Genomic DNA, 20,793 nt, shown 5'->3' on the forward strand with positions numbered 1-20,793 from the left:
ACTATCTCCAATACCTCCAGCAGCTAACACTTTAGTTTTACTTGCACCACCATTTATGCGCTTTCCCCCGCCTTCAACACGGCCGGGAGCCAGATTTTCTCGGCCTGCCCTGCTGCACTCCCTCCGCTCATCTGCGCGAGCAGGCAGCGTACGGCCTCTTCCCCCATACTCACATAGGGGATCTCTACGCAGCTTAAGGAGGGCAGGCTGAGCCGGTCGCCTTGAATCGTGTTGTCTGCTGCCATAATACGCAGGTCTTCGCCGATCCGCAGGCCCAGCTTATGAGCAGCCCGATACAGATCGGGGATCGCGCTCGACCAGTTAACCAGGAGCGGCGCAGACGGCTGACCGCTGACCGCCGCAAGCCTCTGGAGACAATCAGCCCACTCGCCGCCATGCTCCTCCAAACGAATGATTACCGGCTCCATCCCACGCGATGTACACCAGCTTGTGTAGGCCTCCCGGCGGTTCCGTTCCGCCCAGTTATCCGTGTCAAGCGCATGATATACCTCGGCGTAGACCGGCCCCGGCTGCTGTGCCGTGCCTTTCCGCATCAAATAATTCATTGCGGTCTCCACACTGCCTGAATAATCAGCCAGTACAGAACATACACCCGGCACTTCCGCATACCCTTCCACGGAGACGTAGGGGACTCCGGCAGCGCTGACAAGGGACGCCCACTCCTCATCCTTGTAGCTGGTGTGGTCCAGGGTGACTATCCCGTCAATCTTCCGCTGGTGATACAATTCCAGCAGCTCGGCCCTGCCGCCCGCATTCCCCTTGGGGCGCGGAGAACAGAGCAGGATGTGATACCCGCCCAGCTCACACTCCCGCTGCATCCCTTCCAGCAGCCGGATGAACAGCGGATGGCGCGTATCCCCATAAGCGGCAAGTGTCATGCTTCTTCCCGTCTTCATGCTGCGTGCTCCAGCATCCACATGATAATTCAGCTCACGGATGGCTTCCAGCACAGCCTCACGCGTATCGGCTCCAACACCAATGCCAGGCGTATCATTAAGCACCGCAGAGACTACGCTGCGGGACACGCCCGCCCGTTTAGCTACATCGAAGCTGGTCACTCTTTTTTTACTCATACTTTTCAGCACCTCAAGGGAAGTATAACACGTGTTATAAAAACCTGTATAGCTTCTTATGGCTAATTATTGATATCTGAGTCAAACTGCCGCTTGAAAAATGACAACCGTGTCATTATAATAAAAATGACGCACGTGTCATTATAAACAAGGAGGAATCCGAATGTCACCGAGAATCTCCGATCAGCAGAAGGAAGAAAGGCGCTCCAAAATCCTGAATGCTGCGAAGCTGGTGTTCACTGCCAAAGGCTATGAAGCCGCTACCTTCAAGGATATCCTGGATGAAACCGGGATGAGCCGCGGCTGGATCTATCTGTATTTTCAAACCAAGGCGGAAATCTTCGAGGCGCTGCTGGATCAGCAGGACATAGAGCATGAGGCTTACCTGGAAGAACTGGCAGCTAGACAACCTATGATCTGGAATGTTATCCGGCAGATGTATGCCGATCAGCAGGCTGACCTAATGCAGATGCCGGGCGGAAGCTTTCTGCCGGCCTTCTATGAGTATTTTCTTGGCGGCTCAAGGGATAAGCAGCGGCGAATCCTCCTGTTGAAACGCTACGAGACAGGTCTTTCACGCTTAGAAGCACTGCTTCGCACAGGAGTGGAACGCGGGGAATTCAGCCCTGTGCTGCCACTCGACCAGATTGCAAGAATTACAGCTTCTTATCAGGAAGGGATAGCAACGCATACCCTGGCTGTAGGAGCCGAGCTTGCCCATACGGAATTGCAGATCGAAGCGCTGCTAGATTATCTGAAGCAGCTGCTGAACCCCGGGCCCCGTCCGGCTCTGGAATAGGAGGCAACTTATGTCTGCGCTTTTTCGCAACCCTGTCTTCACCAGGCTGTTCTTGGCCAACTTTGCTTCCCAGCTCGGAACAGTGGTCGGAAATATGGCCTTTGCCTACTATCTGGTCGATCACTTCAGTACCCGTCCGGCGCTGGCGGCAACTGCTGAACTGATGTATTCTCTGCCTACCCTGGCCGTGTTCTGGCTGGTAGGGGTTATCGCCGATCTGCTTGACCGCGCCCGTATCGCTGTATACAGCGATTGGATCAGGGCGGGATTAACTCTGCTGCTCCTCGTTGCCTTACATTTCGAGCTGTTGACCTTATGCTTCCTGTTGCTCTTCCTGCGCAGTGCCGTAGCGAAGTTCTTCGGTCCTGCCGAGATGGGATTGCTGCAGGGTAGCATCGGCCAGGAGCAATATGTGCAGGCTGTTGGCCTGAACCAGATGATTATGGGACTGTTCATGCTGTTCGGCATGAGCCTTGGCGCATTCGCCTACCGCTTCCTTGGAATTGAGGGTGCCATTCTAATCGACGGCATCAGCTTCCTCCTCTCCGGACTGCTCATTCTAAGCTGCCGGTTCCATGAGGATGTACGGATGCCCGGCGGTCACCACGCTCTGAGGGATATCCGTTTTCCCCGGCTCATCGGGGATTTCCTGGAAGGTCTTCGTTATATCCTCAGTCACAGGCTGCTCCTGACGCTCATCTCCGGCTTCCTGTTCTTCGGGATCGTCAATGGGGTGTTTGCGGTTCTCCCTATTTTTACAATGAAATACAAGCTCAGTCCCGGTTCCTACATGCTTCATGCCTCTCTCATTAATCTGTGCCTGGGCATCGGGTATCTGGCCGGAAGCCTGGCAGCCTCCCCGCTGATCCGCCGGTTCACACGGAGCCAGGTGCTGATCACCGGACTGCTGCTGTCCAGCCTGCTCATTGTTGCGCTGGGCTCGGCGAATAGCGTCTGGGTCTATCTTCCGCTCGTTCTCATAGAAGGCTTCTGCATTGCTCCTGTGAATATCGCTATCGGCAGCTGGCTGCCGGAGCTGGTCATCCCGAGGAATATGGGGCGTGTTAATGCTCTGATTGAGCCCATTATGATGCTCGGCCATTCGCTGGCGCTTGGGCTGGTTGCCTTTGCTTTTCCGGCTATTGTATCCATCACTTGGCTGCACTATCTTCTGGCGGTATGTACGCTGCTGGTTAGTGTATATTACGCTTTCGCTCTGCCGCCGCTGGTCCGCAGACTTTCCTTAAATAAGGGTGACAATTCGGCGGCTGAGCGTGCTAGCTAGAACATGTATTTCTGAGCAAAAAGCCCCGCAGTCCATAATCAACGTCACTCATGGCTACGGGGCAACTTATTCATTTCTGCAGTTCCTGGTCCTTTTGCTTCAGCAGATCGGCGTACTCTTCCTTGTACTGTTCCAGCTTCTGCTTGAGCTCGGCATTGCCGGGACTCGTTTTCAACAGGCTGCTGGTGGTCAGGATGTTAGTAACCACGGTATCGATTTTGTCGTCAATAATATCAATTTTACTCTTGGCCGCAGTTATGGCAGGATCAGGGGGGCTAACCGGCACAGGACCAACCAGCGAGCTTCTCTCGTCAGACAAAGGAGGAGCCGCCCGCCCTTTATCGTCCAGACTGATCGTTTTACCCTTCACTGTCACTTGGAATCCGGCCAGTTCGCCGATGGCGCGCACGGGCGCATAGCTCTTGCCGTCAATAACAATAGCCGGATCGGCCAGCTTCTTCCCATACACATTTATCGTATACTCCGCCTGAATGGCCTTTCCTACCAGTGTTGCAGAAGCGCCCAGCGCCTGCGCACCCACCATCAGTATCGCTCCGGCAATGACTCCGGCAGCAATCTTTTTCATAAGAAATTCACTCCCTGTATAAGACTATGACTTTTATTCTATCATTTTATTGCGTCGGGTGCTTCTCATCAGCAGAAAACAGCCTTCAGTTATTTTTCCAAATGAGCTAAAAGCAGCTTAAGGATTGACAACGCAGCTATTCGTCTCTATCATAATTAAGTGATAATGATTATCATAATCATTATAATACATACTCTCTTAAGGAGCATTGCACATGCCAAGCCTCAAAAAATTAGTACTCCCGTTAACACTGCTTCTCTTCACCTTGATCCTGGCTTCCTGCGGCAAGCCAGATAATACAACTACTGCGTCAGTTCCTACAGCCGCCGCCACAAGTCAGGCAACCACAGCGCCTGAGGCCAGCAAGGCGGCTGTCACGGAAGCCGCTGCTGCAACACGGATGTATACCGATTACAAGAAACGGGAGGTTGAAATTCCAACTCAGCCCCAGAAGATTGTGTATGTAGGCAGTAATCCGGGTGACTTGCTTGCACTAGGCATTAAGCCTGCAGGTGCTTCGCTAAGCGTCATCGGTACTCAGGTGGCTTACCCCGATCTGCTCGAAGGGATTGAGGACATCGGTTATCCGTTCTCTGCTGAGAAGATTCTGGCCTTATCCCCGGACCTGATTATCTTCGACGATTGGGACGAGACCGGGATTGAAGCGTTAAGTAAAATCGCGCCAACCGTGGTGGTGGGCCTTGACGGCACCTTCCCGACGGAGGAGCGTGTCCGGCAACTCGCTGACTTGTTCGGCCGCACGGAAGCTGCGGACCGCTGGTTCAATGATTATAAGACGAAGGTTGCCTCCGTGAAGAAGCAGCTCAACCTGACCGAAGGCGATACAGCCACCTCCCTGCTTGTGCTTGGCTCGGAGCTGTACATTATGGGCAGTAAAGGTCTGAACGAAACGTTGTACGGACAACTTGGCTTCAAGCCGGCAGAAGGCGTACAGAAGCTTGTCGATGCCGACGAACGGTTCGTAACCATATCCGACGAGGTGCTGCCACAGTATATCGGAAAGCATATGTTCCTCCTTACCGACACCAGCAGCAAAACAGTTGCGAGACAGAACGCACTTATGGACACCGGTTTATGGAAAGCGATTCCTGCCGTTAAGGAAGGCCGTGTATACACCTTCGACAGCAAATATAACTTCGATGACCCGATTACCCTAAACCGGCTGCTGGATGAGATCGTTGAGATTTTTGGCAGCAAGGGTGCTAAGTAAGCTTATCAGACAAACTCGTACGACTAATTCTCTGCACCAAAAAAAGGGATGTTCCGCAGCCATTTCAATGGCTACAGCGAAACATCCCTTTATCTTTGTCGACAGGTTTAGTAGGAGGAACACCATCCTTTTATTGACAAAATGTAACGGGTTGATTACACTAATAATGTAACTGGTTGATTACATTAAGAAAGGAGTCCGTTACATTGATCCGAAATCGCATTAAGGTGTTGAGAGCTGAACGAAACTGGACACAAGCCGATCTGGCAGAGCAGGTCGGAATTTCCCGGCAAGCCGTAATATCCATTGAGAAATATAAATATACCCCATCGCTGGAGCTGGCTTTCAATATAGCGAAGGCGTTCAATGTATCCATTGATCAAGTATTTATACCAGGGGAGGAAGAAGAATGATTTACCAAATCGTAATGATTATAGTAATAGTGTTTGTAGTGGTATGCACTATTTCCCTACAACTCTTCAAGGCTGTAAAAATAACGAAATATAAAAATGATGAACGGTGGAAATTGGTCCAGAGTAAGGCCAATAATGCAGCAATGCACTACAATAACTTACTCAATCTGGTAGTTTGTATCGGATTAATTGTCACCCTATTCACCGACATTCAATTTACAATGTCTATTAGCAATTTACTAACCTATTTACTGCTTATACTCTTTATGCGGGATGCTATCGAACTAGCAGCCTTAAGATATTTTGATAAAAGATTATAGAGTTGGCAGGCCCCTTCCGGGCAACTCCACAGCGTTCGGCATTAACCATGCGCAACATGGATACGCTACATTTATTATGTTCAGTTTTTCACATGCATTTGGCCCACGTACCCCAGTGTGCTCATTGTAATCGGTTTTCCGATTACATTCGGTCCACATGCCCCGCGACAGCGCATTGTAATCGGTTTTCCGATTACAATTGGCCCACGTACCCATGCAGCGCCGAATGTGTTCGCTTTTCCGCATACATTCCGCCCATGTACCATCGCACTACTCCTCGTCAAAAAGACTTAGGCTGCCCGGGAAAATCCCGGCAGCCTAAGTCTTCGTCCAGCCTATATTTCCACTCCCTCTTACCTGCCCGCCCTCACTGAAACCGCACCCTTCGCAGCGATATCAAAGGTCAGTAATTTTTTCCCCTCCAGCCGCACAGCCACGGTCTCCGGCGTCTCCCCGTCGTTGAACAGGACGACTGCGATGGACCCGTCGCGGTTGCGGAAGGCTACGGAGCGCACCGGTTCATGGCTGGCGACAGATTCCAGGCGCACTGCCCCCGGGCGGATTACTTTACTGAAATGTGCCAGTGCATAGTAGTCCAGGGTATAAGTCAGCTCCCGGGTCTGCTGGTTGACCGTCACTACCCCGCGGCAGGTGCTCTCGCCGAAGCCGGGCACCGTAGGGCCGTTCTGCTCATCCAAGGCCATATTCCATAGCACGAATGACTTGCTGTGATTCCGCAGAATCTCAATTCCCGTGCGCATCACATTGGAGAAGGCCTCCTCGAACGGAGGAATCCATTCCCCGCCGGAGCCTTCGGTGAAATGGACCTCATGATCCGGGTAAGCCGACAGCACCTCCGACTGCGCGGACGCCGCACCGCCATACCAGTGCCAGGCTACGCCGTCGACATCTGCTGCGGCTTCCTCCAGCACAGACAGCGGATAATCCGGCCGGTCCCAGTTATGGTCGTAGCAGAAGATTTTGGCGGCCAGCCCGTGCTGCCGGAAGGCAGGCTTCAGATAGTCGCGGATGAACTCCCGCTGCTCCTCCGGCAGCATCAGCATACTGGGATAATGCTGCGGCTCATAGAGCGGCTCGTTCTGCACAGTAACAGCATAGATAGGTAAGCCATGAGCGGCATAGGCCTGAATATAGCGGACAAAATAATCCGCATAGACTCCGAAATACACCGGCTTCAGCCGCCCGGCGATCATCGAGCCGCTAGTCTTCATCCATCCCGGCGCACTCCAGGGGGAGGCCATCAGCTTCAGCTCAGGATTCAGCCTCCATGCCTCCTGCACCAGAGGAATGATGTCCGCTTCATCGTGGGCGATGGAGAATCGGGCTAACTCCGGATCGCTCCCGCCTTCAGGCAGGTCGTTATAACTATAGACCGTTCTTGCATAATCCGAGGCCCCCATGGGATTTCGCAGGAAGGACAGGCCGATGCCCTCCTGCGGATCGAACAGCTTCTGCATAACCTCTGTCCGCTGCCCGGCGTCAAGCACCTGATGAATCAGGTAGGCGGACGAATCAGTGAAGGAAGCCCCGAAGCCATCCATCTCCTGATAGGTCTTACTTGCATCAATGTCTACAGTAACCGTAACTCTGCCAGCAGGAGCCTGCGGCAGCGCCGCAGCAGGCTGCTTCACGAACAGGCTGTTCTCCCCGCTGGACCGGTATATGATAATTTCACGCATATTCTTTCCCTCCATCCTGTTACTTAAGCGGGCCTTCCCCCTGCACCTTGCTTACTTAATGCCCAGCTTTTCCTTGTTGGCCTTCATCTTCTCGCTGCGAACCTCAACAATCTTGCTCCAGTTGTTCTTGTCGAGGAATGCTTCATGATCGGCCAGCGTACTGTCAAAAGTAGCCTCGTCCTTGGCACGGATCATGCTGACCAGCGTGGTGTTCCAGTTCGTATTAATGGCCGTCTGGCCACGGGCCTCCGGCGTCCCCTGATCAGGGTTAATATTCTCCAGGATGAAATGCGGCTTCAGCTTGCCTTTGCCCCATTCCTGCATCTGCTTAATCGACTCTGGGAACGCGTCCTTGCTCAGCGCTTTGTGGCGGTCATGTCCGAAGAACATGAATTCGCCCATGCGGTAGTCCTTCTTGAACTTATCCGCATTATTAAGCTGCAGGTCCTTCACTTCCGGCAGCAGCTCAACCGTACCGTCCGGGTTGGATTTATAAGTTACGCCTTCAATCCCGTAGTTCATCAGCTTCTGCCCTTCTTCGCTCAACAGATAGGTGAAGATCTGAATCGCTTTGGCCGGGTCCTTGCAGTTCTTGGTGATATAATTGATCATCCAGCCGGTAATCCCGGATTGATTCAATGTCGGCTGATGACCTACGGTGCTCTGCGGCCCGTCAACAGCCATATACTCCTTACCGGGATTGGCGCTCATGAAAATCTGCAGATTGCCGCCCTGCTGTGGCGTACCATCGAGCAGCATGGCCGCATATTTGCCGGACTTTACCTTTTCCTCAAAGCCGGTTCCGTCATCCGCGAAGCTATCATCACTGATCGCCCCATCTCTGTACACGGCATTCAGCGTCCGCAGCCAGGTCAGATAATCCTCATCCAGATTGCGGTTGTAGAACTTGCCGTCCTCTGTCTCCAGCGGAACGCCGATGAAATCCTGCAGCGCATCCCCGAGTGAACCGGTCCCTTCCCCGATGGCATTGAACCCGAAGGGGATCATGTCCGGGAACTTGGCCTTAATCTCGCTCATAGACTTCCTGAAGGCCTCCGGGGTCCCGAAGTCAGGGCTGCCCAGCGCTTCATACACATCCTTGCGGATGACAAAAGCCGTCTTCGCCGGAATATTACCGCTGTCATAATCCGCTTGTGTATTGGAATAGTTCGGATAACCGTAGGTTTTGCCGTCCTTCAGCTGGAACCAGTTCAGCGTGTCGGCAGCGGCCACCTTGTTGAAATACGGATCATACTTCTCCGCCAGCTCATTGAGCGGAAGCGCCCAGGTCGCGGCCTTTTGCACAACCGGGGAATTGGAGTCGAAGATCGTCAACAGATCCGGCATATCGCCGCCCGCGAAGAACGTATTCAGCTTCGTATCGTCCCCGGTAATGAACTTGATGTTGATGTTCAGATCCTCTTTGATCTTCTTGGTGACTACATCCTTGCCGAAGTCTGTATTCCACCAGTCCGCGTTCACATACCAGGTTAAGTCCGTAGTCTCGCTCTTCTTATCCAGCTGCCAGGCCGGAGTCTCGGGGTCTACCGTATACCGGTTGTCCAGGGACACCTCTACCGCCTTAGTGTTGCCGCCGCCTGAGCTGCAGCCTGCCGCTACCAGCATAGCTGCCATCAGGAGCAGCGCGGGTTTAAGCGTTTTTGTGCCGAGAACTTTTGTCATCTTGATCATATTCATGACCTCCTATAATGTAGTGAACCTCTTCTACTCCTTGACCGCTCCCAGCATCATGCCGGAGATGAAGTACCGCTGAAGAATGGGATACATCGCAACAATCGGCAGTGTGGTAATGACAATAGTTGCCAGCTGAACCCCTTTCGTGGTGGTCTCAATGACGACGGAGCCGCCGATATTCTGCATGGACTGGGTCTGCGACTGCACTATAATCTCATACAGCTTCATCTGCAGCGGGTAGAGCGCCTGATCGGTGATATACAGCTTCGTGGTCATGAAGTCGTTCCATTGTCCCACCCCGTTGAACAGGGCGATGGTTGCCATCGCGGGCATGGACAGCGGAATGAAGATTTTGAGGAAAATATGCCAGTCGCCTGCGCCGTCAATCTTGGCCGACTCTTCCAGCGAATCCGGCACGTTCCGGAAAAAGTTCATCAGAATCACCACATCGTAATAGCTGAATAAGGCTGGGATAATATACACCCAGAAGCTGTTCAGCAGCCCGAGCGATTTGATAAGCAGATACGTCGGAATCATTCCACCGGAGAAAAACATTGTGATCACGCCCATCGCCACATACAGCTTGCGGCCGCGGATGTATCTTTTGCTGAGACCGTAGCCGATCATTGCGCAAAAGAACACGTGAGTGATTACCCCGAGGAACGTCTTGGCGACCGAGACAACGAAGGATTGACCGATCGTGCTGTCATTGAAGACCGCCCGGTAATTCTCCAGCGAGAATTCTTTGGACCAGAAGATGAATCCGCCCTCGGCAAGCGCCCTGCCTGAACTAAGGGAAGAAATAATTACGTTCCATAAGGGAACGAGGATAATAACCATGAAGCAGATCAACAGCATCTTATTCACCGCATCAAAGATCCGGCTGTCGAGACCTTCCCGTATGACCTTCCGATTCACTCTAGCGCCCCCTCTACAACACGGATTGATTATCGTTCAATTTACTGGTGACCTTGTTGGCCATAAGCAGCAGGATTACCGACACAATGGAGACACCGAGGCCGACAGCCGTAGCATAAGAGAAATCGCCCTGCGTCATCCCCATCCGGTAGACATAGGAATTGATGACTTCAGCCTTGGCCCGGTTCTGCGAGTTCATCAAGACCAGCGTCTGATCCAGATTCGAGCCGAGTAAGCCGCTTACCGTCAAAATCAGATTCAGGCTGATGATCGCCTTCATGTTCGGAAGGGTGATATTCCATATCTGACGCAGCCGGCCAGCTCCATCAATCCGGGCCGCTTCGTAGTAAGTGGGGTCAATTTTAGCCATAATGGCCAGATACAGAATCGTGCCCCATCCGGCTTCCTTCCAGATATCCGACAGTGTGGCAATCCACCAGTACTTGCCTGCATCCAGCAGGATGTTGGACGGCTTCGAGATCAGCCCGAGATTCAACAGCAGCTCATTGAACAAGCCGGACGTAGAGAACCAGGTGATCAGCATCCCGCCCAGGACGATCCACGACAGGAAATGCGGCAGATAGGAGATCGTCTGGACGAATTTTTTGAAGCGGCCCATGTTCAGCTCATAGATCATAATGGCGAGAATAATCGGAATGATGAACCCGATCCCAAGCTTCAGGAAGCTGATGCCCAGCGTATTGACGACCGCATCCCAGAAATATTCGTCCGACAGAATAATCCTGAAGTTGTCCAGCCCCACCCAGGGTGCAGTGGATAAGGTATCGATGACCGTGTAATTCTTAAAAGCAATCGTTAGCCCGTAGATGGGTATGTAGCAAAAAATAATCATAAAAATAATGCCCGGCAGCACCATCGACTGAATCTCCCACTGCCTTTTGTAATCGGTTACAAAATCCTTGATCCGCTGCCCCATGGGCTTCTTGGCGGACGGCGGGATCGCTGGCGGGATGGAAGCTGATGCAGCAGACGCTGATGTTTTATTCATGATCTTGTCCCCCTCTCCATTGAGATATCCGGATGGTGCTCAAATTGGTGCTCAAGGCAATAAAAACGTTTTTATTTTGGCGCAAAAAATCCCCCTCCTGTAAAATCAGTTTCACAAGCTGCCCTCTATCTGCGGTCCTTCCGCTCCAGCTTCACATGACTTGAGCCTCTTACGACAAGCTCGCCCTGCAGCTTCTGTGCTGCTCCCTGCTCCTTGTCTTGAATCATGCGGACCAGATGATCAATCGCCAGCATGCCCTGTCTTGCAATCTGATTCCTTACCGTCGTGAGCGGCGGCGAATAATAAGGGGCGATATCAATATCATCGAAGCCCATCACGCTGACATCCTGCGGCACTTCATAACCGTAGCTCTTGAGCGCTTGAATACAGCCCATTGCACTGATATCATTGCCGGCCAGGAAGGCGTCAGGGACTCTCGCGGGATGCAGACGGAGGTAAGACTTCACGGCATTATAGGTGCTATCCTCTTCAAAATACCCCTGAAGGATAAAATCCTCCTCCACCGGAAGCTGGTATTCACGCAGCGCGGCCAGATAGCCTTCCTTCCGCTGCACGCTGTCGAACATCGTATCCACGCCGGAGATATAGGCAATCCGCTTATGCCCCAGGCTGATTAAATACTTCGTAGCCTCATAGCCTGATTCGTAGGAATCAAAGATAATGCTGCCCATCCCTTCATCCTCCAGCACCCGGTCCAGAAACACCGCCTTAATCTTGTCTTTCTTCATAGCGGCAATGTCCTGTTCGTCAATGCCCAGCTCCTCATAGATAATGACGCCATCCACCCGCCGTCCGAGGATATTGCTCATAATAACTTGTTTGTCCTTGGTGACGAATACATTCAGGCCATAGCCCATGCGGTCGCACTGACGGGACATGGATTCTACCAGCTTGTAGAAGTACGGACCGGACACACTTGTCGTGAAGAATCCCAGCATCTTCGTGGTCCCCGATTTCAGCAGCTTGCCGTTCAGATTCGGAACGTAATTCAGGCGCTGGGCCACCTTCAGAATATGGGCTTTGGTCTCCGGGCTCAGCACATCTACATCATTCAGGGCGTTGGAGACCGTCGAGATGGAGACCCCGGCTTCCCGTGCGACATCCTTGATCGTTATCTTAGCCATATCAATGTTCCTTTTTGATAAAAACGTTTTTATTGACTATAAAGTAACATGAAACCGCTTTAAACACAACACTTTTTCTCATTTTCTTGTCCATCCACCTTTTCCGCTCATTATTGCCCGCCGGACGTGAGGCCTAACCTCTGTCTAGCATACAATAACTTCTATGTCATTAAATTCATCTTATTTTACTATAAGACAGCGGGATTTAGCTATGCGGGAGTGAGGGTGCACAGCAGACTTATGCCAAGTGGAAACGGCTTTGCCGTCCTTTCAAAGGACGGTACCGTTTCGGCGAGAAATAGAAAGATAATGTATAGCGTGAACCCTATACATTTTTATATTTCAAAGAAAGGCCTTCCTTAGCTTGGCAGGCCTTCCTTTGGCATATCGTATTATTTGGTCAAGCCCAAACGCCGGTAACGCATTACTCTGCGGTACATGGATTTATCCTTCAGCTGATTAAAAATGTATGGATCAGGATTCATATTTACTTCAATAATCCACGGCTTCAGTGAGTGGTCTAGTCCGACATCTACACCGAACTGCCGGTGGTGCGGATAAGTCTTCTTCAACTGCTGCGCTATGCGTGTGCCCAGCCGGTTCATGTCCCCCTTAAGCTGCACAAGCTGCTGCGCAGACAGATGGGTGGAGAGCAAATGCTCCACTGCGGTCGGTTTACCGCCGCTGTGGTAATTGGTCACAATTTTGCGCGGGTGCCCGAGCCGCCCGATAATTCCGGTAGCTTCCCATACGCCCTTGGGACTGAGCTGCACCATCACCCGGATATCGAAGCGGCGCCCGTGATGCTTCAGCAGGTGGATACCTTTTTGCAGCAGATAGCTCCTCTTGCCGATTCTTGCCGCCAGACTGTGATGAAAAGCATCAAACGTAGCGAACCGGCGCACGGTCTCCTCATACTGATAGATATATCCCTGCCGGTCCTTCCGCTCTGCGCGGATCACGCCCATGCCATACGTTCCCCGTTCCGGCTTGATATAGATCATTCCATAGCTGTGCATCATCTGCTCCAGATTACGCCTGTTAAATCTCCGGGTATCGGGGATGAACCCCTTGATTGTCTCGTTCTTAAGCAGCAGTTGTGTCTTATACCATTTGCTCAGTCCTGAATGAACTTGTTTGGCTGTCACTTATACACTCTCCTGTCCGGGCTGGGAGACTCCGCTCCATTTTTACATAAAAAAACATATTCACTGCATCCTATGCCGGTAGAGATGCCATGGAATATATCATTTGCCCCGTATGAAAAGATTAACTTAGTGCAGGATAATTGCCCTCTCCACCACAGCTGCGCAGGCATACCCTAGTGAAGACGTTCAAATGTCAATATGTGTATGGAGATGAATCCATGTCCTTTCCTGCCGTAAGTGTAACCTCAAGCGCTCCACCGATCGACATCCTGATTCCTGCTATCGAAAAGGACCTCGCCACCCTCCCTTATGTGATTGATAGTCTTCGCCGTTATGTCCAGCACCCTATCAGTAATATCTATATTATCTCGCCGGAGAATAGTAGAATCAGACAGCTGTGCTCCCGGAAAGCTTGCGTCTTTGTCAATGAAACCACCGTCCTCCCATTCACCAAAAAAGCAATCCGTTATTCCTCCTCCCGCTGGAACCGGTCTGGCTGGCTGTATCAGCAGCTGCTCAAGATGAATGGGGATCAGGTATGCCGCGAGAAATACTTCCTAGTCATTGATGCAGATACGGTGCTTATCCGTCCCCATCGCTTCCGTTCCGGCGGGAAAAGCATCTTCTATTGCCGCAGCTGGAGCCAGCCGGAGTATTTCCGCACCTACCGCAAGCTGCTCGGTGTACCTGCGCCTTCGCCCAAGTCGTTCGTGACCCACTACATGCTGTTTGAGTCCGCGAAGCTGGCCAGTCTCAAAAGAAAAATTGAAGCCCGTCACGGCATGTCCTGGCATGCGGCTATTCTGCACTCCATCAACAAGAAGCGGCAGTTCGGCTTCTCTGAATTCGAGACCTATGCCAACTACGTGTACAGCACCAATCGCACCTCTGTGCTGCTCAAAAATGCCAATAATAAAGCGCTGAAGACCCCGGCGGGCTCGCTGACTGAGGCGCAAATCCGCAAGTACGCCGGGACTTACCGTTCGCTCTCTTTCCATCAGCGCAAGGGATACTCCACTCCGGGCAAGCCTTAAGGAGGCAAGATATTGATGCATACTATTCTTCTGTGCGGCGGCTCCGGCCAGCGGCTGTGGCCCCTGTCCAGCAGCATCCGCTCCAAGATGTTCCTGCCGCTGCTGCCTGCACCGGACGGGGGCACAGAATCCATGATCGGGCGGGTATGCCGTCAGCTCGGTCAGGCCGGACTGGATGAATCCCTGTTGCTCGTGGCCCATCAGGAGCAGGTGGCCCTTACCCAGCGGTATACCGGAAGCAATTATCCGGTAATCGGAGAGCCGTGCAAGCGCGGGACCTTCACTGCTGCCGCGTTTGGGGCGCTGCACTTGCTTGCAGCCGGAAAGGCACAGCCGGAGGACATCATCTGTATCGCTCCGGCCGACATGTACGCAGATGATGATTTCTTCCGCCAGTTCCATCAATTCGAGGCACTTCTGGCCGATTCTGAGGCCGAACTCCTCCTGCTTGGAACGAGGCCTTCTTATCCCTCGGAGCAATACGGCTATATCGTCCCGGCACAGGAAGACTCTGGCGGGTATGCTCAGGTGTTATCTTTTGCAGAGAAGCCGGATAAGGTTAAAGCCCTGGAGCTGATGCGGGAGAAGGCCTTATGGAATTGCGGGGTGTTCGCTTCGCGGCTGAGCTTCCTGCTGGAGCATCTGGAGAGGCTGGGGCTGCCTGTGGAATTCGCAGCATTGACCGCGCAGTATCCAGGACTTCCGGTCCGCAGCTTCGACAAGGAAGTGGCAGAACGCAGCACCAAAGCTGTTGTCGTAAGGCATGAAGGGGAATGGTCCGACCTGGGAAGCTGGGATACGCTGACGGCCAAGCTGCCATCACAGGTCATTGGAGTAGGCGGGCTATGGGGAGAATGCGGGGACAGTCACCTTATTAATGAGCTGGAGGTGCCGCTGCATGTCATTGGGGTCTCCGGTATAGTCGCCATAGCCGGTCCCGAAGGCATTCTAATCGCAGATAAGAAGAACGCTAACATGATCAAGGATATTCTGGCGTCTGACCGCCATAAACAAAAAGGGAAATCTCAAACACCGGATGATGGCTGTTCGGGATATCCCTGATGGCTAGACAGAGGGCAGGAACCGGAACCACTTGAAGTCAAACCGGCTGCCCGGCAGGAACAGGAAGGTGACGGTCTGGCTGCCGCTTACCGGCGGCTCCAGCGTGAATTCACGCTCCATATAGCTGGCGCTGCCGGCAAATTCAATCAGCTGCTTCGATTCACCGGCAGGACCGCTGAACAGAATTTGCATTGTATTGTTCGCAAGCGCTGAGCGTCCGCAGATGAGGATCCGTGAGCATTCCGTTGCGCCGAAGTCCATTCCGGCAAATATAAGCGACACATTGTTGCCGATGCCCTCGACGGCCTCCTCCGTTATGGTGAAGGTATCGCCGTAGACTGCAGTGTTGGCCAGTGCATCCAGACGCTCGAACGCCTTGGTCTTGCTGACAAACGTGAAGCCCTTCAAATGAATCTTCTTGCGCAGAACGAAGAACAGCGAGGTAATCCCCGTCAGCCGTCTGGGCAGCGTATACCGTTCCTCCTGGTAGACATTCCAGAGGGAAGGCTTATGGTAAGTCACGGTTGTGAGCCGCACGGCACCGGGCTGCCCGGGCATGCCTTCCCATATCTCTACCGGAAATTCCTGATCATCCAGCGAGAAGATCGGCAGAATAATCTCATCGGCCCCATATCCGCCGAAGTCGATCCGTTCGAAGCAGATCAGGCTCTCCCCTTCGCGGGCGGTGGCAACCCCCCGCTCATTGCCGTTGGTCAGATTCCGGCTGTGGCTGCTGTTAAATCCTGATGAAACAAACTCATAGGGATTCAGATAAGCCTGCCCGAAGCCCGTAAGCTTAAATTCCATCTGCGAATAGAGCCGAATCCCGTCAGCGCCATTGGCTGTCCCGCAGCGGATGTATACCTCTCCGTCACCTAAGGCCGTGATTACGGCTTCATGGCCGTTCGTCTCAAGAGTGGCGATATTGGCATCAATTCCGGCGGCATTCGTAATCCGCCACTCGACATCCTGCCAAGTGGCCCCCTGAGGATGAAGCTTAACACGGACTGGAAGCGACGGGCGATCAGGCGTCAGAATATTACCCCCGGGGCAGACGATCTCCAGCTTGCGGACCGGGATCTCCTCTTCGCTGCCGCTCTCCGGATGACCGGAGGACGCATCCGCCTCCAGCGGATAATGTGCATACAGGTACAGCTCATCTTCAGCGGTCGTTCCCGCTGCCGGAAGCACCGATTGCAGCGTAAGCTCAGTTGAAGCCAGACCCGCCGAAGCCGCACGCAGCGTAATCGTTCCGGCCTCCAGTGTTCCGGCAATCACTGCCAGCAGCTTGCCGCTGAATAGGCGGCGGCTTACGTCCTGGTAAGAATCATAGTCCGTGCTATCCCCGTTATCCAGACCGATCAATCGTCCGGGACCCTCCACACTGAGGTGAACGCGGTTATTGGCATTCGCTACCGGACGTCCCTCCTGATCCAGAGTGCTGATCGTTACGAAGATAAGGTCCGTACCGTCTGCTGTAATTACTTGCTTGTCGGGAGCAAGGACAAGCGAAGCCGCATCTCCGAACGAGGAAATTTGCTCTACAGCAACGACCTCCCCCTTCCCATCATAAGCCACCGCCCGCAGGACACCGTCCGCATAAGGCAGCTGCCATTCGCCAAGCAGCTTGTGTCCATGAGCATGGTCGATATCCACGCTGCCCTGCGAGACTTCATTCAAGAACAGCTCGATGCGCGGAGCATTCGAACATACACGCACATCTATCAGCTGGCCCTGCGAGAAATCCCAGTACGGGAAGATATGAATCATCGGATGCGTACGGTAATCTGTCCATTCCGCCTGATAGATATAATAGGAATCCTTAGGGAAGCCGGCGGTATCCAGCTGTCCGAAATATGAGTTCTTGGTGTGATACGGGGTAGGCTCCCCGATATAGTCAAAGCCCGTCCACAGAAATTGTCCCAGCGAGAAGGATGCATCCCGGTCTGCGGTGATACAGGCCTCCGTGCTTTTGGCGCCCCAGCTGGTAGAGCTGTTCCCTAACGATGAGCACTGCTGGTCATCATCGGCAAGCACAGATTGAGCCAGCGGGAAATGATAGACTCCCCGGCTCTGCACTGTCGAGCAGGTCTCACTGCCGTAGATGATCCAGTCCGGATGCTCCTTGTGATGCTGCTCATAATATTTCTCCGCATAGTTGTAGCCTGCCACCTTGACGATATCCGCGCATTTCTGCGCATTCTTCCAAGGCATATAGTTCGAGCCGATGGTAACGAAGGCATTGCCCCGCGGATCATGAATCAGCACTTCCTCCTGCAGCTCCCGGGTGAGCTCCTGGCCGCGGCTGTCTGCATGGGTATCGTATATCTCATTGCCGATACTCCACATCAGCAGACTTGGACGATTGCGGTCCCGCCGCACCCAGCTGGCGATATCGCGCTTCCACCACTGCGGATAGAACCGTGCATAGTCATAAGGCGTTTTGCTGCGCTCCCACATATCGAAGGCTTCCGTCACAATCAGCAGGCCCATTTCGTCGGCCAGCTCCATAAGCTCTACCGCCGGCATATTATGCGCGGTACGGATGGCGTTGACTCCCATCTCCTGCAGCAGGACGAGCTGGCGGCGCAGCGCCGCTCTGTTCACTGCAGCCCCCAGAGCGCCCAGGTCATGATGCTGGCAGACTCCATATATTTTGACATGACGCCCGTTGAGGGAGAAGCCCACGTTACTGTCCAGCTCCAGGGTCCGGAAGCCGAACCTCTCCCTCTCCACTTCGATCACTTCATCCTCAACCAGCAGTTCGGTCTGCAGCCAGTAGAGATTGGGACTTGAAATATCCCATAGCAAGGGCTGGTCAACAGTCAGGCGGCTGTGGGTATGTACGGTTAATTCACCCTGCACCGTCACCTCAGTAACTTGCCCGGCAACTAAGGTTCCTGCTGCATCCAGAATGCTATGCCGCAGCTTCATCTTCGTCCCTGAGCCCGCAGCTTCAGCGGTATGCAGCTCAGCATCCACATCTACAGTCCAGGCCTGACCTTCCGTTGTCCTGGCTGCAATATACAGCCCGTCAGCGGCGATATGCGTCTTCGGCACCGTCTTTAGCCAGACGGGCCGGTAAATTCCGGCACCGGAGTACCAGCGGGAATTGGGCGATTCGTGGATCACGCGCATATAGATTTCATTCTCTCCGGCGACTAGGTGCGGAGTTATCTCGAATTCAAAGGTGGAGTAACCATATTTCCACTCCCCTGCCACCTGTCCGTTCACATATAGTGTCGAGTTCATATACACTCCCTCGAAACGCAGGAACACAAGCTCATTCACCGGCACTGCATCGAACCGGAGGCGGGTGCGGTACCAGCCCTCTCCATTCTCGTAGAGGTTGCGGGTATCATAGATCAGCCAATCATGCGGCAGCGTAACAGCAATCCAGTCCGCATCTGCGGCCACCTTGGCAAGCTCCGAATGAAGCGGCTGCTTGCTGAATTGCCAGCCGTTGCTGAGTTTCCTTTTTAGACTCATGGCTATACGTCCTCCTTATCCTCACTACAGCTAAGCTTCCTGAATGACTTCATGCCTCATCCCTTCAATGCGCCAACCATTACGCCCTTGACGAAATACTTCTGCAGGAACGGATACAGCAGCAGGATCGGCGCTGTGCTTACGATAATTGCCGCATATTTCAGCGTTTCGGTCACATCACGGCTATGGAGCAGTGTTGTAGTCCCCAGCATACTGGCATTATCATTCTCAAGAATGATGTTTCGGACCACGAGCTGGATCGGGAACAGGCTCTGGTCACGCAGGAAAAGCATGGCGTTGAACCAGCTGTTCCAGTGGCCTACGCCGTAATACAGAATCAGCACCGCAACCACCGGCATGGACAGCGGAATGAAGATGCGGAACAGAATGGTGAAATGGCCTGCACCGTCCAGGAAGGCGGACTCCTCCAGTTCCTTCGGTATCGCCATGAAATAAGTGCGCATGATGATTAAGTTGAACGTACTCACCGCCGTTGGCAGAATCAATGCCCACAAGCTGTCGAGCAGGCCGTAGGACTTCACGATCAGGTAGAATGGCACCAGTCCTCCCTGGAAAAACATAGTGAATACGATGAAGAACATAATCGGCTTTTGCAGCATAACCCCTTCTCTGGACAGGAAATAGGCACCCAGGGCAGTAAGCGTCATATTAATGACAAGTCCTACCGCCAGGATGAACAGTGTATTCTTGAAGCCGGTCAGAATTACGGGATTGTTCAGCACCGCCTTGTAAGCTGCCAGCGAGAAGCCTTGCGGCCACAGCAGGATACCGTTGAAGGAGACCAGCCGGTTCCCATTGCTTAAGGAGGAGAACAAGATATATAGCATAGGATAGAGTGTAAGAATAATCATTAGAACCATAATAATAGAATTGCAGATATCGAAGACACGTTCGCCGAGCGACGCTTTAATCATAGGTGTGCACTCCTTACCAGAGACTGTTCTTACTTGCGCGTTTACTGAATGAGTTGGCGAGCAGCAGAATGGTGAAATTGATGACGGAGTTGAACAGGCCTACCGCTGCACTGTAGCTGTAGCTGAATTCCAGAATTCCTTTCCGGTATACAAATGTGGATATGACATCAGCCGTCTCATAAATACTGGCGCTGTATAACAGAATGATTTTCTCGAATCCGACATTCATAATATTTCCGAGCGCCAGAATCAGCATAATCATAATCGTCGGCAGGATACCGGGCAGGGTAACATGGCGGATCTGCTGTACCTTGGTGGCTCCGTCAATTTTGGCTGCCTCATACTGCTGCTGGTCAATGCCGGTAATGGCCGCCAGATAGATGATTGTGCCCCAGCCGATCTGCTGCCAGATCTCACTGATGATATAAATGGGTCGGAAAAATTCAGGCTGCTGCAGGAACGAAATCCGTGCCCCGCCAAAAAAGGCAATAACATCGTTGATCAAACCATCCGATAAAGTGAAATAACGTACGATTCCTGCCACCACCACGAGTGTTATAAAATGCGGCATGTACGTAATCGTTTGCGTGATCCGGCGGAAAAGCGGGCTTTTCAATTCATTCAGCAGCAAAGCCAGAATAATGGGTGCCGGGAAACCGATCAGCAGATTGAAGAAGCTTAGCAGAACTGTGTTCTTAATGACACGGATGAAGTAGATACTGGAGAAAAAAGCTTCAAAATGCTTGAATCCGACCCATTCACTGCCCCAGATCCCTTGGGAAGGGACAAATTGCTTAAAGGCGATAATGGTCCCGTAGAGCGGAACATAGTGGAACAATACATAATATAGGATGACTGGCAGCACCATCAGATACAGCCATTTATTACGCAGGATGTCTTTCCCCAGTCTGGTTTTAAGCATATTCCTCT

17 protein-coding genes are annotated in these 20,793 nt (G+C 52.7%); 6 read left to right on the forward strand and 11 right to left on the reverse strand.

What is annotated here, in order from left to right; all coding sequences use genetic code 11:
- Positions 1-53: 53 nt before the first annotated feature.
- Complete coding sequence (locus tag MKZ07_RS12885; RefSeq protein WP_341026038.1) at positions 54-1,094, reverse strand: LacI family DNA-binding transcriptional regulator; 1,041 nt, start codon at positions 1,092-1,094, stop codon at positions 54-56.
- Positions 1,095-1,257: 163 nt separating this feature from the next.
- Here MKZ07_RS12885 and MKZ07_RS12890 point away from each other — a divergent pair, with 163 nt between their 5' ends.
- Together MKZ07_RS12890 and MKZ07_RS12895 are read left to right on the forward strand one after the other, a co-directional pair.
- Positions 1,258-1,893 carry a TetR family transcriptional regulator gene (locus MKZ07_RS12890; RefSeq protein WP_341026039.1) on the forward strand — a complete coding sequence of 212 codons (636 nt, stop codon included), beginning with the start codon at positions 1,258-1,260 and terminating at the stop codon, positions 1,891-1,893.
- A 10-nt stretch (positions 1,894-1,903) separates the two neighbouring features.
- Positions 1,904-3,178: an MFS transporter gene (locus MKZ07_RS12895; RefSeq protein WP_051493880.1), complete on the forward strand. Its 1,275-nt coding sequence runs from the start codon at positions 1,904-1,906 to the stop codon at positions 3,176-3,178.
- 70 nt (positions 3,179-3,248) lie between these two features.
- On the opposite strand, the gene MKZ07_RS12900 is transcribed toward MKZ07_RS12895, so the two are convergent.
- On the reverse strand, positions 3,249-3,764 hold the full coding sequence (locus MKZ07_RS12900; protein ID WP_036698579.1) for a hypothetical protein: 516 nt from the start codon (positions 3,762-3,764) through the stop codon (positions 3,249-3,251).
- Positions 3,765-3,978: 214 nt separating this feature from the next.
- Here MKZ07_RS12900 and MKZ07_RS12905 point away from each other — a divergent pair, with 214 nt between their 5' ends.
- Entirely contained in the window at positions 3,979-4,995 is a 1,017-nt protein-coding gene (locus MKZ07_RS12905) for an ABC transporter substrate-binding protein (protein ID WP_341026041.1), read from the forward strand.
- Positions 4,996-5,201: 206 nt separating this feature from the next.
- Entirely contained in the window at positions 5,202-5,408 is a 207-nt protein-coding gene (locus MKZ07_RS12910; protein WP_036698582.1) for a helix-turn-helix transcriptional regulator, read from the forward strand.
- 673 nt (positions 5,409-6,081) lie between these two features.
- On the opposite strand, the gene MKZ07_RS12915 is transcribed toward MKZ07_RS12910, so the two are convergent.
- The 6 genes from MKZ07_RS12915 to MKZ07_RS12940 all read right to left on the reverse strand — a co-directional run bounded on the left by MKZ07_RS12915 (position 6,082) and on the right by MKZ07_RS12940 (position 13,343).
- On the reverse strand, positions 6,082-7,428 hold the full coding sequence (locus tag MKZ07_RS12915) for a glycoside hydrolase family 30 protein (RefSeq protein WP_341026042.1): 1,347 nt from the start codon (positions 7,426-7,428) through the stop codon (positions 6,082-6,084).
- A 51-nt stretch (positions 7,429-7,479) separates the two neighbouring features.
- Positions 7,480-9,120: a sugar ABC transporter substrate-binding protein gene (locus MKZ07_RS12920; RefSeq protein WP_341026044.1), complete on the reverse strand. Its 1,641-nt coding sequence runs from the start codon at positions 9,118-9,120 to the stop codon at positions 7,480-7,482.
- Between the two features lie 33 nt (positions 9,121-9,153).
- Positions 9,154-9,981: a carbohydrate ABC transporter permease gene (locus MKZ07_RS12925; protein ID WP_143804221.1), complete on the reverse strand. Its 828-nt coding sequence runs from the start codon at positions 9,979-9,981 to the stop codon at positions 9,154-9,156.
- A 73-nt stretch (positions 9,982-10,054) separates the two neighbouring features.
- Positions 10,055-11,050 carry an ABC transporter permease gene (locus MKZ07_RS12930; RefSeq protein WP_051493881.1) on the reverse strand — a complete coding sequence of 332 codons (996 nt, stop codon included), beginning with the start codon at positions 11,048-11,050 and terminating at the stop codon, positions 10,055-10,057.
- A gap of 125 nt (positions 11,051-11,175) precedes the next feature.
- The gene (locus tag MKZ07_RS12935; RefSeq protein ID WP_036698589.1) at positions 11,176-12,195 is read right to left on the reverse strand and encodes a LacI family DNA-binding transcriptional regulator; all 1,020 of its coding nucleotides are present in this window, start codon (positions 12,193-12,195) and stop codon (positions 11,176-11,178) included.
- A gap of 392 nt (positions 12,196-12,587) precedes the next feature.
- Positions 12,588-13,343: a YheC/YheD family protein gene (locus tag MKZ07_RS12940; RefSeq protein ID WP_036698591.1), complete on the reverse strand. Its 756-nt coding sequence runs from the start codon at positions 13,341-13,343 to the stop codon at positions 12,588-12,590.
- Between the two features lie 218 nt (positions 13,344-13,561).
- Between MKZ07_RS12940 and MKZ07_RS12945 the strand changes: the two genes are divergently transcribed.
- Together MKZ07_RS12945 and MKZ07_RS12950 are read left to right on the forward strand one after the other, a co-directional pair.
- Complete coding sequence (locus MKZ07_RS12945) at positions 13,562-14,377, forward strand: DUF6492 family protein (RefSeq protein ID WP_036698594.1); 816 nt, start codon at positions 13,562-13,564, stop codon at positions 14,375-14,377.
- A gap of 15 nt (positions 14,378-14,392) precedes the next feature.
- Positions 14,393-15,439: a sugar phosphate nucleotidyltransferase gene (locus MKZ07_RS12950; RefSeq protein WP_341026048.1), complete on the forward strand. Its 1,047-nt coding sequence runs from the start codon at positions 14,393-14,395 to the stop codon at positions 15,437-15,439.
- Positions 15,440-15,442: 3 nt separating this feature from the next.
- On the opposite strand, the gene MKZ07_RS12955 is transcribed toward MKZ07_RS12950, so the two are convergent.
- The 3 genes from MKZ07_RS12955 to MKZ07_RS12965 are packed head-to-tail and all read right to left on the reverse strand — an operon-like array spanning position 15,443 to position 20,785.
- Positions 15,443-18,928, reverse strand: a complete 3,486-nt coding sequence (locus MKZ07_RS12955; RefSeq protein ID WP_341026050.1) for a glycoside hydrolase family 2 TIM barrel-domain containing protein — start codon at positions 18,926-18,928, stop codon at positions 15,443-15,445.
- Positions 18,929-18,984: 56 nt separating this feature from the next.
- Positions 18,985-19,863 (reverse strand): carbohydrate ABC transporter permease, encoded by an 879-nt coding sequence (locus tag MKZ07_RS12960; RefSeq protein WP_036698597.1) that lies wholly within the window; start codon positions 19,861-19,863, stop codon positions 18,985-18,987.
- A 13-nt stretch (positions 19,864-19,876) separates the two neighbouring features.
- Positions 19,877-20,785, reverse strand: a complete 909-nt coding sequence (locus MKZ07_RS12965) for an ABC transporter permease (protein ID WP_036698599.1) — start codon at positions 20,783-20,785, stop codon at positions 19,877-19,879.
- Between the last annotated feature and the right edge of the window lie 8 nt (positions 20,786-20,793).

The organism is Paenibacillus sp. FSL P4-0338 (assembly GCF_038002365.1).
In the GTDB taxonomy this organism is placed as follows: domain Bacteria; phylum Bacillota; class Bacilli; order Paenibacillales; family Paenibacillaceae; genus Paenibacillus_AQ.

Coding starts and splice junctions, on each gene's coding strand:
- MKZ07_RS12945 (WP_036698594.1), top strand. CDS start 13,562: ATGTCCTTTCCTGCCGTAAGTGTAACCTCAAGCGCTCCACCGATCGAC.
- MKZ07_RS12915 (WP_341026042.1), bottom strand. CDS start 7,428: ATGCGTGAAATTATCATATACCGGTCCAGCGGGGAGAACAGCCTGTTC.
- MKZ07_RS12935 (WP_036698589.1), bottom strand. CDS start 12,195: ATGGCTAAGATAACGATCAAGGATGTCGCACGGGAAGCCGGGGTCTCC.
- MKZ07_RS12900 (WP_036698579.1), bottom strand. CDS start 3,764: ATGAAAAAGATTGCTGCCGGAGTCATTGCCGGAGCGATACTGATGGTG.
- MKZ07_RS12925 (WP_143804221.1), bottom strand. CDS start 9,981: ATGCTGTTGATCTGCTTCATGGTTATTATCCTCGTTCCCTTATGGAAC.
- MKZ07_RS12960 (WP_036698597.1), bottom strand. CDS start 19,863: ATGATTAAAGCGTCGCTCGGCGAACGTGTCTTCGATATCTGCAATTCT.
- MKZ07_RS12930 (WP_051493881.1), bottom strand. CDS start 11,050: ATGAATAAAACATCAGCGTCTGCTGCATCAGCTTCCATCCCGCCAGCG.
- MKZ07_RS12955 (WP_341026050.1), bottom strand. CDS start 18,928: ATGAGTCTAAAAAGGAAACTCAGCAACGGCTGGCAATTCAGCAAGCAG.
- MKZ07_RS12890 (WP_341026039.1), top strand. CDS start 1,258: ATGTCACCGAGAATCTCCGATCAGCAGAAGGAAGAAAGGCGCTCCAAA.
- MKZ07_RS12905 (WP_341026041.1), top strand. CDS start 3,979: ATGCCAAGCCTCAAAAAATTAGTACTCCCGTTAACACTGCTTCTCTTC.
- MKZ07_RS12885 (WP_341026038.1), bottom strand. CDS start 1,094: ATGAGTAAAAAAAGAGTGACCAGCTTCGATGTAGCTAAACGGGCGGGC.
- MKZ07_RS12965 (WP_036698599.1), bottom strand. CDS start 20,785: ATGCTTAAAACCAGACTGGGGAAAGACATCCTGCGTAATAAATGGCTG.
- MKZ07_RS12920 (WP_341026044.1), bottom strand. CDS start 9,120: ATGATCAAGATGACAAAAGTTCTCGGCACAAAAACGCTTAAACCCGCG.
- MKZ07_RS12895 (WP_051493880.1), top strand. CDS start 1,904: ATGTCTGCGCTTTTTCGCAACCCTGTCTTCACCAGGCTGTTCTTGGCC.
- MKZ07_RS12950 (WP_341026048.1), top strand. CDS start 14,393: ATGCATACTATTCTTCTGTGCGGCGGCTCCGGCCAGCGGCTGTGGCCC.